Source organism: Microbacterium sp. ARD32 (assembly GCF_031844385.1).
Lineage (GTDB): Bacteria > Actinomycetota > Actinomycetes > Actinomycetales > Microbacteriaceae > Microbacterium.
In genome coordinates this window covers 94,502-108,047 of record NZ_JAUZVD010000003.1, presented here as the reverse complement: position 1 = coordinate 108,047, position 13,546 = coordinate 94,502, and the positions used below count along the sequence as shown (strand labels likewise).

At 70.7% G+C, this 13,546-nt stretch carries 15 protein-coding genes; all 15 read right to left on the bottom strand.

What is annotated here, in order from left to right; genetic code table 11:
- Nucleotides 1-85: 85 nt before the first annotated feature.
- Nucleotides 86-2,200, bottom strand: coding sequence for an elongation factor G (gene fusA / locus Q9R19_RS12095; protein ID WP_311256658.1), 2,115 nt, complete (start codon nt 2,198-2,200; stop codon nt 86-88).
- A gap of 110 nt (nt 2,201-2,310) precedes the next feature.
- Nucleotides 2,311-2,781: a 30S ribosomal protein S7 gene (rpsG, locus tag Q9R19_RS12090; RefSeq protein WP_017201608.1), complete on the bottom strand. Its 471-nt coding sequence runs from the start codon at nt 2,779-2,781 to the stop codon at nt 2,311-2,313.
- A 5-nt stretch (nt 2,782-2,786) separates the two neighbouring features.
- Nucleotides 2,787-3,155, bottom strand: coding sequence for a 30S ribosomal protein S12 (gene rpsL, locus Q9R19_RS12085; protein ID WP_013584051.1), 369 nt, complete (start codon nt 3,153-3,155; stop codon nt 2,787-2,789).
- Nucleotides 3,156-3,382: 227 nt separating this feature from the next.
- Complete coding sequence (locus Q9R19_RS12080) at nt 3,383-7,171, bottom strand: SCO7613 C-terminal domain-containing membrane protein (protein ID WP_311256657.1); 3,789 nt, start codon at nt 7,169-7,171, stop codon at nt 3,383-3,385.
- Entirely contained in the window at nt 7,168-7,410 is a 243-nt protein-coding gene (locus Q9R19_RS12075) for a helix-turn-helix transcriptional regulator (RefSeq protein ID WP_311256656.1), read from the bottom strand. Before Q9R19_RS12075 ends, Q9R19_RS12080 begins: the two co-directional genes overlap by 4 nt.
- Nucleotides 7,410-7,886: a DUF2975 domain-containing protein gene (locus tag Q9R19_RS12070; RefSeq protein WP_311256655.1), complete on the bottom strand. Its 477-nt coding sequence runs from the start codon at nt 7,884-7,886 to the stop codon at nt 7,410-7,412. Before Q9R19_RS12070 ends, Q9R19_RS12075 begins: the two co-directional genes overlap by 1 nt.
- Nucleotides 7,887-8,018: 132 nt before the next feature.
- The gene (locus Q9R19_RS12065; RefSeq protein ID WP_311256654.1) at nt 8,019-8,666 is read right to left on the bottom strand and encodes a spermidine/putrescine ABC transporter substrate-binding protein; all 648 of its coding nucleotides are present in this window, start codon (nt 8,664-8,666) and stop codon (nt 8,019-8,021) included.
- A 41-nt stretch (nt 8,667-8,707) separates the two neighbouring features.
- Nucleotides 8,708-9,202 carry a hypothetical protein gene (locus tag Q9R19_RS12060; RefSeq protein WP_311256653.1) on the bottom strand — a complete coding sequence of 165 codons (495 nt, stop codon included), beginning with the start codon at nt 9,200-9,202 and terminating at the stop codon, nt 8,708-8,710.
- Nucleotides 9,203-9,240: 38 nt separating this feature from the next.
- Nucleotides 9,241-10,320, bottom strand: coding sequence for an ABC transporter (locus Q9R19_RS12055; protein WP_311256652.1), 1,080 nt, complete (start codon nt 10,318-10,320; stop codon nt 9,241-9,243).
- A 135-nt stretch (nt 10,321-10,455) separates the two neighbouring features.
- A complete protein-coding gene (locus Q9R19_RS12050; protein WP_311256651.1) occupies nt 10,456-11,112 on the bottom strand; it encodes an HAAS signaling domain-containing protein in 657 nt (218 codons plus the stop codon).
- On the bottom strand, nt 11,109-11,441 hold the full coding sequence (locus Q9R19_RS12045) for a PadR family transcriptional regulator (protein ID WP_311256650.1): 333 nt from the start codon (nt 11,439-11,441) through the stop codon (nt 11,109-11,111). The genes Q9R19_RS12050 and Q9R19_RS12045 overlap by 4 nt, the downstream gene beginning before the upstream one ends.
- A 43-nt stretch (nt 11,442-11,484) precedes the next feature.
- A complete protein-coding gene (locus Q9R19_RS12040) occupies nt 11,485-12,114 on the bottom strand; it encodes a DUF4232 domain-containing protein (protein WP_311256649.1) in 630 nt (209 codons plus the stop codon).
- A gap of 19 nt (nt 12,115-12,133) precedes the next feature.
- Nucleotides 12,134-12,328, bottom strand: coding sequence for a hypothetical protein (locus Q9R19_RS12035; RefSeq protein WP_311256648.1), 195 nt, complete (start codon nt 12,326-12,328; stop codon nt 12,134-12,136).
- Nucleotides 12,294-12,602, bottom strand: coding sequence for a hypothetical protein (locus tag Q9R19_RS12030; protein WP_311256647.1), 309 nt, complete (start codon nt 12,600-12,602; stop codon nt 12,294-12,296). The genes Q9R19_RS12035 and Q9R19_RS12030 overlap by 35 nt, the downstream gene beginning before the upstream one ends.
- Before the next feature lie 47 nt (nt 12,603-12,649).
- Nucleotides 12,650-13,546, bottom strand: coding sequence for a sugar ABC transporter permease (locus Q9R19_RS12025; RefSeq protein ID WP_311256646.1), 897 nt, complete (start codon nt 13,544-13,546; stop codon nt 12,650-12,652).

Sequence of the window (13,546 nt, the reverse complement as noted above, 5' to 3'; positions counted from 1 at the left end):
ATTTCGGTTTCTCAGTTTAGTAGAGAGGGAATGTGAAGTTGTAGGGAGTCCGGGATGCCGCTGGCACGGCATCCCGGACAAGGGCTCACTCGCCCTTGGTCTTCTGGATGATCTCGTCGGCGACCACGCGAGGAACCTCGGCGTAGCTGTCGAACTCCATCGAGTACACCGCACGGCCCGAGGTCTTCGAGCGCAGGTCGCCGATGTAGCCGAACATCTCGGACAGCGGGACCGACGCGCGCACGACCTTGACGCCCTGGGCGTCCTCCATCGACTGGATCTGGCCACGACGCGAGTTCAGGTCGCCGATGACGTCGCCCATGTACTCCTCGGGAGTGCGGACCTCGACGGCCATCAGCGGCTCGAGCAGCACCGGGTTGGCGCGGCGGACGGCCTCCTTGAAGCCCATCGAGCCCGCGATCTTGAACGCCATCTCCGAGGAGTCGACGTCGTGGGATGCGCCGTCGAGCAGGATCGCCTTGACGCCCACCATGGGGTAGCCCGCGAGCGCACCCGTGGCCATGGCGTCCTGGAAGCCCTGGTTCGTCGGCTCGATGTACTCGCGCGGGATGCGGCCACCGGTGACCTTGTTCTCGAACTCGTACGTCTTGTCGGCCGTGACCTCGAGGGGCTCGATCGTGAACTGGATCTTCGCGAACTGGCCCGACCCACCGGTCTGCTTCTTGTGCGTGTAGTCGTGCTTCTCGACGGCCTTCTTGATCGTCTCGCGGTACGCCACCTGCGGCTTGCCGACGTTCGCCTCGACGCGGAACTCGCGCTTCATGCGGTCGACGAGGATGTCCAGGTGCAGCTCGCCCATGCCCTTGATGGTCGTCTGACCGGTCTCGGGGTTCAGCTCGGTGCGGAAGGTCGGGTCCTCTTCGGCCAGCTTCTGGATGGCGAGACCGAGCTTCTCCTGGTCGGCCTTGGTCTTCGGCTCGATCGCGACCTCGATCACCGGCTCCGGGAAGGTCATCGACTCGAGGACCACAGGGTTGGCCGGGTCGGCCAGGGTGTCACCGGTGGTGGTGTCCTTCAGGCCGATGACGGCGTAGATGTTGCCCGCGGTGAGCGAGTCGACCGGGTTCTCCTTGTTGGCGTGCATCTGGAAGATCTTCCCGATGCGCTCCTTCTTGCCCTTGGTCGAGTTGACGACCGCAGAGCCGGAGTCCAGGTGGCCCGAGTACACGCGCACGTAGGTGAGGCGGCCGAAGAACGGGTGCACCGCGACCTTGAAGGCCAGGGCGGAGAACGGGTCGTTCGCGTCGGGGTGACGCTCGATGACCTTCTCCTCGTCCTTCGGGTCGTGAGCCTCGATGGCGCCCACGTCGAGCGGGTTCGGCAGGTAGTCGACCACCGCGTCCAGCATCGGCTGCACACCGCGGTTCTTGAACGCCGAGCCGCAGAGCACCGGGTAGATCTCGTTGCCGACCACGAGCTTGCGGATCGCGCCCTTGATCTCGGCGGTGGTGAGCTCCTCGCCGCCGAAGAACTTCTCGAGCAGCGCGTCGTCGGTCTCGGCGACGGTCTCGAGCAGCTGCTGACGGTACTCCTCGGCCTTGGCCTGGAGGTCGGCGGGGATCTCCTGCACCTCGTAGGAGGCGCCCATGGTCACGTCACCCTTCGAGTCGCCTGGCCACACCAGTGCGCGCATCTCGATCAGGTCGACGACGCCGACGAAGTCGCTCTCCGCGCCGATCGGCAGCTGGAGCACGAGCGGCTTGGCGCCGAGGCGGTTCACGATGGTGTCGACCGTGTAGTAGAAGTCGGCGCCCAGCTTGTCCATCTTGTTGACGAAGCAGATGCGGGGCACGTTGTACTTGTCGGCCTGACGCCACACGGTCTCGGACTGGGGCTCGACGCCCTCCTTGCCGTCGAAGACGGCGACGGCACCGTCGAGGACGCGCAGCGAGCGCTCCACCTCGACCGTGAAGTCCACGTGACCGGGGGTGTCGATGATGTTGATCTGGTTCTTGTTCCAGAAGCAGGTCACGGCGGCGGACGTGATCGTGATGCCGCGCTCCTTCTCCTGCTCCATCCAGTCCGTCGTCGAAGCGCCGTCGTGGGTCTCGCCGAGCTTGTGGTTCACACCCGTGTAGAACAGGATGCGCTCGGTGGTGGTGGTCTTGCCGGCATCGATGTGCGCCATGATGCCGATGTTGCGGACCTTGCTCAGGTCGGTGAGCACTTCTTGTGCCACGGGGGTTCCTCCGGGATGGTTCAGGAACGAACAGAAGGTGGGAGCGGATGCCGCGTCAGCGGCCGCGAGGCCGAGGACTGACCAGTATCGTGCGGCATCCGCTCAGCCCATTACCAGCGGTAGTGAGCGAAGGCGCGGTTCGACTCGGCCATCTTGTGGGTGTCCTCGCGGCGCTTGACCGCGGCACCCAGGCCGTTCGACGCGTCGAGGATCTCGTTCTGCAGACGCTCGGTCATCGTCTTCTCACGACGACCCTTCGCGTAGCTGACCAGCCAGCGCAGCGCGAGGGTGTTCGCGCGGTGCGGCTTGACCTCGACGGGAACCTGGTAGGTCGAGCCGCCGACGCGGCGGCTGCGGACCTCGAGGGTGGGGCGCACGTTGTCGAGCGCCTTCTTGAGCGTGGCGACGGCGTCCTGGCCGTTCTTCGCCTCGACGCCGCGAAGGGCGCCGTAGACGATCGACTCGGCGAGGGACTTCTTGCCGTCGACGAGGATCTTGTTCACCAGCGAGGTGACGATCGGAGCACCGTAGACCGGGTCGTTGACGACCGGGCGCTTGGGAGCGGGTCCCTTACGAGGCATCTATCTCAACCCTTCTTCGCGCCGTAGCGGGAACGAGCCTGCTTACGGTTCTTGACGGCCTGCGTGTCGAGCGCACCGCGGACGATCTTGTAGCGGACACCGGGGAGGTCCTTCACACGACCACCGCGGACGAGCACCAGCGAGTGCTCCTGCAGGTTGTGGCCCTCACCGGGGATGTAGGCGGTCACCTCGGTGCCGTTGCGGAGCTTGACACGAGCGACCTTGCGCATCGCCGAGTTCGGCTTCTTCGGGGTGGTGGTGTACACGCGGGTGCACACGCCGGCCTGCTGCGGGTTCGACTTCAGGGCGGGCGCCTTGGTCTTCGAGACCTTGGGCGAACGTCCCTTGCGAACCAACTGCTGAATAGTTGGCACGTTCTCTCCTCGTTGTGCTGCACGGTGACAGCGTGATGGGTTTCACATCATGACCCACCGGCAGTGCGGAACCGCGCTGCTTTTGGTGTGATGGGTATGCCGTGGGGGCGAATCGGCGTCTGCCTGCGCCCTGCATGCGCGCACGGCCGTGCGCACACTCGATCAAGTGTAATGGCGCGTGAGCCCGACGGTCAAATGTCGGCACCCGGGCCGCGGCATCGGGCCGCTCAGCGCAGATCCCGCATGCGCGCGACCACGCCCGGCCCGCTCCCCTCGCGTCGCTCGCCCGCGACGGCGATCGCCAGCAGCACCGCGCCCACCGTGGCGAGGGTGATCCACCACGGCATCGAATCGATGCCGCGACCCAGCTGCACGGCGAACACGAAGACGTTCTCGACCGGCAGCACGACGAGCCCGATCACGAACGGGGCCGCCAGGCGCCGCGCGGCTCCGACCAGGATCGCCGCGAGCGCCAGGCCCATCACCAGGATCGCGCGCCAGGTGAGCGGGTCGGTGAAGGTGGAGACGACGGATGCCGACATCAGCACGATCAGTCCCGGCGCCAGCTGCAGCCACGAGCTCCGCCTGCCGTGCGGCCAGTCCGCCCACCGCCCCGTGACGGCGGCATCCCCGGCATCCGCCGAGCCGCGCCGCGCGATCACGCCGGCCGCGAGCAGGAACAGGCCGAGCGGCAGCGAGAACATCTCCACCCGCAGCTCCCGAGGGCTCCAGGCGACGACGGCGGTGATGAAGGCGATGCCGAACAGCACCGGCACCGGCGGCACCAATGGCGACGGGCGCCGGGCGGCGAGCACCATGACCGCCAGCCATCCGAGCATCAGCGTCCACATGCCCCAGATCGTGAACCAGTCCTCGGCGATCGCAGGCCACGTCCCCACTGCGAATGCGAGCGCGGCGGCGACGCTGAGCCCGCGCGCCGCAGCGGAGCGCAGCATCCGTGCGGCGACGAGCAGCGCGAGCGCGGCGAGCGCGCTGAGCCCGACGCAGAGCAGGAAGAGCCCGGCGCCACCGCCCAGCACCGGGGAGCTGTCCACTCCGCTCCCCCACCGCACCGCCTGGACCGTGCCGCCGAGCGCGGCGACGGATGCCGCCAGCACTGTCGGCATGCGCAGCGTCCGCAGCCGGCGCGCCCGAGCACCCGAGGCTCTTCCGGCGAGCCCCGCCGCGCCGAGCAGCATCCACGCCGACGCGAGCAGCGCATGCGCGCGCCAGGGCACGGCATCCGATCCCGCCCCCGCGATCAGCAGCGCGAGCACCGGCACGATCGCACCCGCGAGCCCCGCCGCGAGCAGCGGCACCGCGCGTGCGCCACGCAGCGCGAGCAGCACCGCGATCAGCACGGCGGCCAGCGACGGCGGCAGCAGGTACGCCTCGGCAAGGGTCACCCCGTTCAGCGCCCACAACGACCACAGCGCACCGGTGAAGGCGACAGCGGCCAGCCACCAGCCGTACCTGCGCCCGGCCAGCAGCGAGGTGAGCGCACCGCCGACCCCGAGCAGGATCAGCACGAGGCAGGCGGTTCCGAAGCCGGCCGCCTCCCGCACCAGCGCGAGCAGCACGGCGATGGCGCCGGTGAGCAGTGCGGAGATCTCGATCGCCGCGCGCGCCGCCCTGGCAGTCGCGGCCAGGCGTCCGCGCGCCATGAGCGCGTCGCGGATCATCGCTCCGCTCGGGAGCACGAGCGCGATCACCGCGGCGATGACCGGTAGCACCACGGGCGAGCCGCTCTGCACGAGCAGCTGCGCGCCCAGGCACAGGATGAGCACCGCCAGGGTGGGCACCACGAGCCCGGCAGCGAGAGTGCGGATCACGACCGTCAGGCCGTCTCGGCGCGTGAGCAGCAGAGACAGCGCGAGCACGAGCATCAGGCCCGTCGACAGCGCGGTCCAGCCGCTGCGCTCGAAGATCACCTGCACGACGCCGATCACGAAGGGCACCGTCGCGACGACCAGCACGGTCTGCCAGTCGCGCGAGTGCACGGCGGGGGCGAAGGTGGCGACGACGGCGACGAGCAGGCCGGCGGATGCCGTGAGGCTGAGCAGCGCGACCCCGCCGACGCCCGCCAGCGACAGCGCCGTGCCGATGATGATCAGCGCGTACGCGCAGCCGGCACCCACGTGCAGGAAGCGGCTGGAAGCGGGCATCGCGCGTGCCACGAGAGCGAGCACGGCCAGCGTCGCCGCTCCGGCGTAAGGCACGAGCGCCCGGTCCTGCCAGGCCAGCAGCACCGAGACCGGCAGCGCGACGTGACACGCGAGCAGGACGAGGGCGCGCAGCGCCGACCAGGCGGGCGCGCTGCGCGGCGCGGCGACCGCGTCGGAGCCGGATGCTGCGGACGATCGCCGTCCGGCCGCGAGCGCGGTGGCCGCGGCGGCGATCAGCACCGCGGCGATGCCGACCGGAAGCGGCAGCACGCGCGACGAGCCCAGGCACAGCACCGCCGCGGTCGAGTACAGCACCACGACGACCAGCGCAGGCACGCGCAGCGCACGCAGCCGGGCGTCGCGACGCGTGCGCAGCGCGAACGCTCCGAAGCCGGCGGCGATGAGCGCGAGGGACGCGATCATCGCCCAGGTGCTCGCCCCCATCGCCGGGCCCGCCATCACCGGGCCCGCTCCGCTCGCGCCGGTGCCGGCGATGCGCAGCACCTCGGCCCCGATCAGCGCACCGCCGATGACGGCCGGCGCACTCGTGACGCCCGCGGTCAGGCCCGCCCCGACGGCGAGCGGCACGCGCGGCGTGCCGCCGGGCAGCGGCACCAGGGCGCAGACCAGCAGCACGGCGACTGCGCCGGCGGTGACGACGGCAGCCGTCCACTCGACGCGGATGACGCCCTCGCCCACCAGTGCCCAGCCGGCGAACGCGCCGCTCGCCGTGACCAGCGCGCCCGCCGCGAAGGCCCACATTCTCGGCACCGTCCGGGTCGCCGCGAGCACGGCGTGCACCGCGAGCACGCCCAGCACTGCCGCGACCCACAGCGGCTGAGCGCCGCCGAGCACCACCCTGCCCACCGCCAATGCGGTGACGACGATCTGCAGCACGGTCAGCGCTGCGTGCTCGGCGCTCAGCGCACGACGCGAGGCCGGGGCATCCGGGATCCCCGGGACGTTGCGGGCGGCGGCTGCGAGATTCTCAGCATCCGCCCGGGCGTCCGAGCGTCGCCGCGGGAACCACGCCGCGAGTCGCGGCAGCAGCAGCATCAGACCGCTGGCCGCGAATCCCGATGCGGCCAGCCAGAGCGCCGCGGGAACGGCGGCCGACGCGGCGAAGCCCAGCATCGCGGGGACCGCGGCCAGTGCGAGCAGCGATGTCCAGAGCCAGCTGCGGATGCGCGCCCGCAGGGCGGCCGCCAGCATGAGCGCGCCGGCCGCAGCCGTGGCGGCCGCCGCCGCCGTCCACGACGATCCGTCGTCCCCGAACGAGCCGGCCACGGCCTGCACGTTCAGGCTGACGAACACCAGCCCGAGTGCGCCGACGGCCTCGGCGGACGACTGCAGCCGGCGCCGGGCGAGCAGCCAGGCGCCGGCCAGGAACGCGAGCGTCACGCCGGCGATGATCCCGCTGCGCACGCCGCGGTCGGCGAGCTCCGGATTGAAGAAGGTGAACACGATCGCCGCCACGGCGAACAGTCCCGCGCCGGCCGTGGCGAGCACGGATTGCAGGCTGGTGCCGGCGGTCGCGGGCGGCCGCACGCGCGAGACAGCACTCGCCGGGACCGCACTCGCGGGGGCAGCACTCGCGGATGCGGTTCCGTACCGGGACACGACGCCGCCGGCCGCGACGGGCGCGCGGCGCGGGATGCCCATGCGCAGCGATTCGCGCATCATCAGCGCCTGAGTGGCGGCCTCCGACGCGCGCCACAGTGCCGCACCGGGCTCGCCGGTGAGATCGGCGCCGCAGTGAGCGCAGTGGCCGGCCGCCAGGGGCGCGCGCTCGCACACCGGGCAGAGCCGCGCGTCGCGCAGGCGCTCGATCGCCAGCTGGGACCAGGTCATGAGTCCTCCCGGGGTTCGTCGGACCCGTCGGATTCTTCGGGTTCGTACCGCAGCACATCGCCGGGCTGGCAGTCCAGTACCCGGCAGATCGCGTCGAGAGTGGTGAAGCGCACGGCCTTGGCACGCCCGTTCTTGAGCACGGCGACGTTGGCCGGCGTGATGCCGATGGCGTCGGCGAACTCCTGCACGCTCAGCTTGCGGCGGGCGAGCATCACGTCGATGTCGATGACGATCGGCATCAGACCACCTCGGAGAGGTCCTGCTCGAGCTGCAGCGCCTTGCGCAGCAGTCCGCGCATCACTCCCACCAGCAGAGCCAGCGACACACTGACCGTCGTGCCGAGCAGTGCCAGGATCAGGATGCCCGGATTGGCTGCCTGCGCGATGAAGAGGATGACGTACGAGGCCACGATCACGACGGCCGCCGCCAGCATGGTCCCGATGATGATGTCGACCCACCGGAAGGCGTGCGGGCTGAAGATGCGATCGGCGCGCACCAGCGAGAGCAGGCCGAACACGCAGATCAGCACGATCTCGATGAGCAGCAGGAACAGCACGGCGCCGATGATCCCCGGCACCTCGAGGTAGGCGAGCTCGGGGTTGCGCCGGGCCGTCGCCGCGGCGACCGCGGGGATCATGAGCACCTGCGCGATGACCAGCAGTCCCAGCATGACGACGATCATCGCCTTGAGTGCGCAGGTGGCGAGGGGCTGCATGATGCTCCTATCGAAAGGCGACAGCTATCTATCGAAAAACGATAGCACCCGATGTGTCGGATGGATCCCTGAGCCTGTCGAAGGGTCGGGTGATTCCCAGCATCCGCGTGGCGCCGCACCGCGGCCGAGACGCTACGGGGTATCGGGATCGAACGGGGAGTCCAGCGCCTCGCTCAGCTCGGCGAGCATCGCCTCGATCTGCGGCTCGACGTACTGCGAGATCGCCGCCTGCACGCTCAGCCTGTGCCCCAGCAGCAGCCCGCAGACCTCCCGGCCGATCATGTTCGCGTACTCGTCCGCCAGCGCCACCTCCTGCCGCAGGGCCGACTTCGCGTCCTCGCTCAGCGGCGGCAGCGGCGGCAGCTCGGCGGACGCCTCATCCGCCATCCCCGCGACGGTGAACAGGAACGGTGCACCCGGCACCGGATCGGGGTCCAGCGGCATCCCCTCGAACTCCGGGTCGAGCCCCTCGGACGGCCGGTAGGCGCGCGAGCGGTTGCGGTCGGCCTGGTGATCGAGCTCGGCCTGCAGCATGGGCAGGTTGAGCGCGGTGTACTCGGCCACGGCGCGATCGACGATCGCCTTGATGCGGGTGGAGAGCCCGTGCTGCACCCCGTGCGGCACGTTGGAGCCGATGCCGGCCGCCGAGAGGATCGGCGAGCCCAGGCAGCGACGGCACGGGGCCACACGACCCCGGTGCGTGGCGGGCGCCCATCTCGGCACCCAGCGCAGCCAGGCCTCGACAGCCTGACTCACCTGGGTTTCCAGTGACCTCTCCACGGTTACAGGGTACGGCCCGCCGGCCCGCCGCGGCGGGCGCGTCACTGCGCGTCGTCGTCCTCCCACGGCCAGCGGGGCGCACCGACCCGGGTGCGCCGCAGTGCGATCGCGACCCACGCGCCGATCGCTGCCGCCGCGAGCACCACCGTGCTCGAGCCCCGCACGATCAGCTGCGCGGCCGCGGCGAAGGCGGATGCCGTGCCGGCACCGATCAGGAGCGCGGTCAGCCACACGGCGAGCAGATGCGCGGCGGCGGCACCGAGGGCGACCGGGAACGCCGTCAGGAACGACGGATCGCCGCGCCGCAGCGACGGGCGCAGCGCCCCGCAGAACACGCCGATCGCAACGAGCATCCCGACCACGCCGGGCCGCCAGCCCAGCCCCGGCGCCGACAGGATGTCGATGTCGGCGAAGTAGCTCAGCATCCCGAGCCCCAGGATGCCGAGCGCGGCGAACCCGACGAACCCGACCACCAGCGCCAGAGACGCGGAGACCCCCGACGGCGTGCCGCCGCGGGGATCTCCGGTGGTGGTCATGAGCTCACCCTACGCGCAGCGCAGGGGTGCCCGGCCGGTCAGCGCGCGGCTGCCGGGCCGGCTTCGAGCGTGCGCTCGTACTCCGCCTGCGCCTCTGCGTTCAGCGCCTTCTTCTTGGCACCGCTGCGCGCTACCCAGGCACCGAACCAGATGGTCAGCTCGCGCGCGAACACGAAGGCCGCGATCGCGAGCGGGGCCAGCAGCTGCTCGTTCACCAGCTCGGCGGCGTCGCTGGGCGCGATGCTCCAGAACGGCGCCTGGAACAGCTGTCCGAGGATGTGTCCGCCGTAGGCGGCGAGGGCCACCAGCAGGCCGAGCGTGACCCACTTGCCCCAGCGCGCGCGGTTCACGAACGCGCCCAGCAGCCAGAAGGCCAGGTAGAAGACGACCACGGGCACCCAGAAGGCCCAGGTGCTCAGCGGCGCGAGCGCGGAGGTCCCGATGTTCTCGGCCGTGACCTCGCCGGCCAAGGCGCCGAGACCGAGGATCGCGCCCAGGTAGAGGATCGCGAAGGCGATGGCCGCCAGCAGGCCGATGCCGCCGGCGGTGGCGCGGTTTCCCAGCTCGCGCGGCGGCTCCGGCGCCTGCACGAAGATCGGCTGGGGTGCGGCGGGCGGCGCCACCGGTTCAGCCGGCATCACCTGCGTCTCGGCGACGGATGCCCCGGCGCCGGCCCCGTACGCGGACTCCGCGACCGAGTGGGTGTCGGCGACGTGGGTGTCGGCGACGTGCGTGTCGGCGACGTGCGTGTCGGCGACGTCGCCGGTGCCGGAGACCGTCGAGTAGTGCGGCACCTCGTCTGCCGACTGTGCGACGGTGTCGTCGGCGTCGGCGTCATCCTGGGACCGCTCCGTCTCGTCGGCGCCCGCGCCGAAGGTGCCGGGGTAGTCGCGCTCGGCGGCGGCGAACGCCTCCATGTCGGCATCGGCGGAAGCGTCGGCGGGTCGGTCCGCGGCCCCTGCTGCCGCGTCGGCGGCCGGGACGTCGGGCTCGATCGTAGCGTCGGCGGGTCGGTCCGCTCGGGCCGCAGCCGCGGCGTCGAGACCCTCGTTGGCGCTGCCGACGACGTCGTCGATGTCGTCCGGCTTGTCGTTCTGGGGAACCTCGGGGTCGCTCATGGCCTCGCCTCTCCTGGATAAGGTGCACAGTGAGGGTAACGCGCGCGCATTCCGCGGCACCGCAGGCGTGCCGACGTGTCGGCGCTTCGCCGTCGGCGGAGCGAGAAGTGCAGCGCGACTGACGTCGAGAAGGGCTCAGGATGCCGGTCGGCCGCGCATCCGCCACAGCAGCCACAGGCCGGACGCCGGGACCGCGAGCAGGAGGAGCAGCAGGAGCGAAGTCCAGGAGATGTCGTACCCGGACGGGACCAGCGGGTTCGCGGCCTCGGGCGGCGCGAAGGTGCCGGTCTCCTCGTGGACCTCTACCGGGCCGGACACGACATACGCGGGCAGGGTCACAACGAGGATCAGCGCGAACAGGGCGAACGGCACCACGATCGCGACGACCTTCTCCCAGGTGCGCCATATCGAGCTCGTCAGCACGAGCACGGCGCCCACGAACCAGCCGATGACGGGGACCACGAACCCGCCGAAGCTCAGGGTGAGGGCAGCGGCGATCGCGAATCCGCGACTGCGGCTGACCTGCCCGGATGCCGGCGGGGCGACCACCACCACGGGCGGAGCCGATGCCGCGGGCACCGGAGCCGTCGATGCTGCGTGCTCACCGGCATCCAGAGCCTCGCGCGCGATCTGTGCGGGGTCGCCCAGCTGCGCGATGCGCGCCTGCGCGGCATCCGGCTCCAGGCTCTGCAGCTCTTCGGCGATCCCGGCTCGGATCTCGGCCGCGACCCCGTGCGGCACGTCCCGCAGCGCGAGATCGAGCCTGTGCAGGTAATCGGAGGTGAGCGTCATGGTGATTCCTCTCCCACGAGATACGAGACAGTGCGCGCGAACGGCTGCCACTGGGTGCGGAACAGCGCGAGCTGGGCGATGCCGGCATCCGTCAGCAGGTAGTAACGGCGCACCGGACCGGCCTCGGACGGTCGATCGAACGTCGAGACCCACCCCTTGTCGCGCAACCGGCCCAGCAGCGGGTAGAGCGTGCCGATGCTGGCGATCAGTCCGGGGCCGGTCAGCGCGTCGGCGAGCTGCCAGCCGTACATCGGCTCGCGGTCGAGCAGCCCGAGCACGCAGTACTCGACCACGCCCTTGCGCAGCTGCGCCCCGACATCCGCTGTCATGCCTCACAAGCTAGCATGCGTGGCAAGACAGCGCGACTCCGCTTCAGGTGCCGGACTGGCGCAGATGCCAGGCGGTGACCTTCACGGTCGCGCCGGGCACGATGTCCAATCGCATGTCCCACGTCAGACGGTCATCGCCCGGCCTGGTGGCGACCCACAGAGTGCTGGCCACGAGCTGACCGTGCATCGAGTTGGCGTCCCAGCCGATCTCGGCGAAAGCGCTCTCGCCCGGCTGCAGTGTGATCGGCACGGCGCCCCCGTCCTGTGCCATGAACGAGCTCCCGTGCTCGACGGTCACATCCAGCAGGTGCCCGTTCTGGTCGCCGTAGGCCACGTCGAGGTATCCCTCGAGCGTGCACGGCGTATCCGCGGCGTTGACCAGCTGGATCTCCTGTCCGCGGTGGCCGGTCGCGCCGTCCGGTGCCGGCGCCATCAGCGTGCTGTTCGCCGTGGTGCACGCGTCGTCCGGGATCGGGTCCGCGCGGGGAGCCTCAGTCGGCACCGGTTCGCCCGGCGCATCCGGATCGACGGGCGCCGCGCCGTCGGGGTCGGGGGTCGCGCTCGCCTGCGCGGCGGCGCGGTCGTCGCGGAGCTGCTGCTGAGTGGCGTCGCGTCCTGCCTGCGCCGCAACGGGAAGGACGATCAGAGACGCGACGGCGATCGCGGCGAGCACGACGCGACGTGTTCTCCGGTCATCGGCTCCCGGCCACCCGCCGCCGCGGGAGTCGCGCGATCAGCGCGGGGATCCAGCCGGCGATCAGCGCCCACCACGTGGTCACGTGCGTGACGCCCATGGTGCGCAGCGCACCGCGGATGCCGAACTGGCTCGCCCAGGAGAGGAAGCTGCCGACATCAAGGGCTGCCCCGACGGCGAAACCGACGAGCACGGCCGAGATCCATCCCGCCGCGAACGTCCGCCGCCCGTGGCGCGAACCAGGAGCAGAGCGCCGCGAACCCGGTGGCCACCGCCACCACGGTCAGGGCCTGCACCAGCATCGCCCATCCCAGCGGCGACCCGAAGACGCCCCTCGCCATCGGCGATGGCACCAGCTCGCCCAGCGTCGCAATGCTCCCGCCTGCGCGTAGCATCCAGAACGACAGCCACCCGCTCAACAGCCACAGCGCCGCGAGCACTCCCCCGCCGATCAGACCTCGTCGCATCCCGCCCTCCGGCGCGAGTCTCTCACGTCACGGGCGAGGCCGCGAAATCACTTCACGGCGCCGGCGGTGAGGCCGCCGACGATGTACTTCTGCAGCAGCAGGAACAGCACCATCACCGGCACGGCCGCCATGACAGCCCCGGCCGAGAACGCCGACCAGTCCGCGTAGCGCGGGTTCGCGACCAGCTTGGTCAGGCCCACCACCAGGGTCTGCTTGTCGGGGTCGATCAGCATCACGCTGGCGATCACGTACTCGTTGACCGTGCCGATGAACGACAGCAGCGCGACGACGGCGAGGATCGGCGCCACCAGCGGCAGGATCATCGTGAAGAAGATGCGCGCGTGCCCGGCGCCGTCGATGCGCGCGGCCTCGTCGAGCTCCATCGGCAGCGTGTTGAAGAACCCGTACATGAGGTAGGTGTTCACGCCCAGCGCGCCGCCGAGGTAGATCAGGATCAGGCCTGTGTGCGTGTTCAGCCCGATCGCGGGGAACCAGTCCCCCAGCGTCGACATGAGCAGGAAGATCGCGACCACGGCCAGCAGCTGCGGGAACATCTGCACCACCACGATGGTGACGAGGCCCACGCGGCGTCCGGTGAACCGCATCCGCGAGAACGCGTACGCGGCCAGTGCGCCCAAGAAGACCGTCACGAATCCGGTCACCGTCGCGATCACGAGGGTGTTCCAGAACCACATCGGGTACGGGTTCTTCGGGTCGGTGAGGATGCGCACGTAGCTGTCGATGCCGATGGCGGAGAACAGCTGGTTCGACCCCGTGAGCGTGCCCTTGGGATTCAGCGAGGCGGAGACCACGTACAGCAGGGGGAACACCGCGAACGCGCTGACGACGATCGCGACGACGTGGCGCCAGCCGGTGTCGCCGAACCACTTGCCGAACGAGCGGCGGGCGGGGCGCAGGTCGCGGACGGAGGAAGCGGTGCTCAT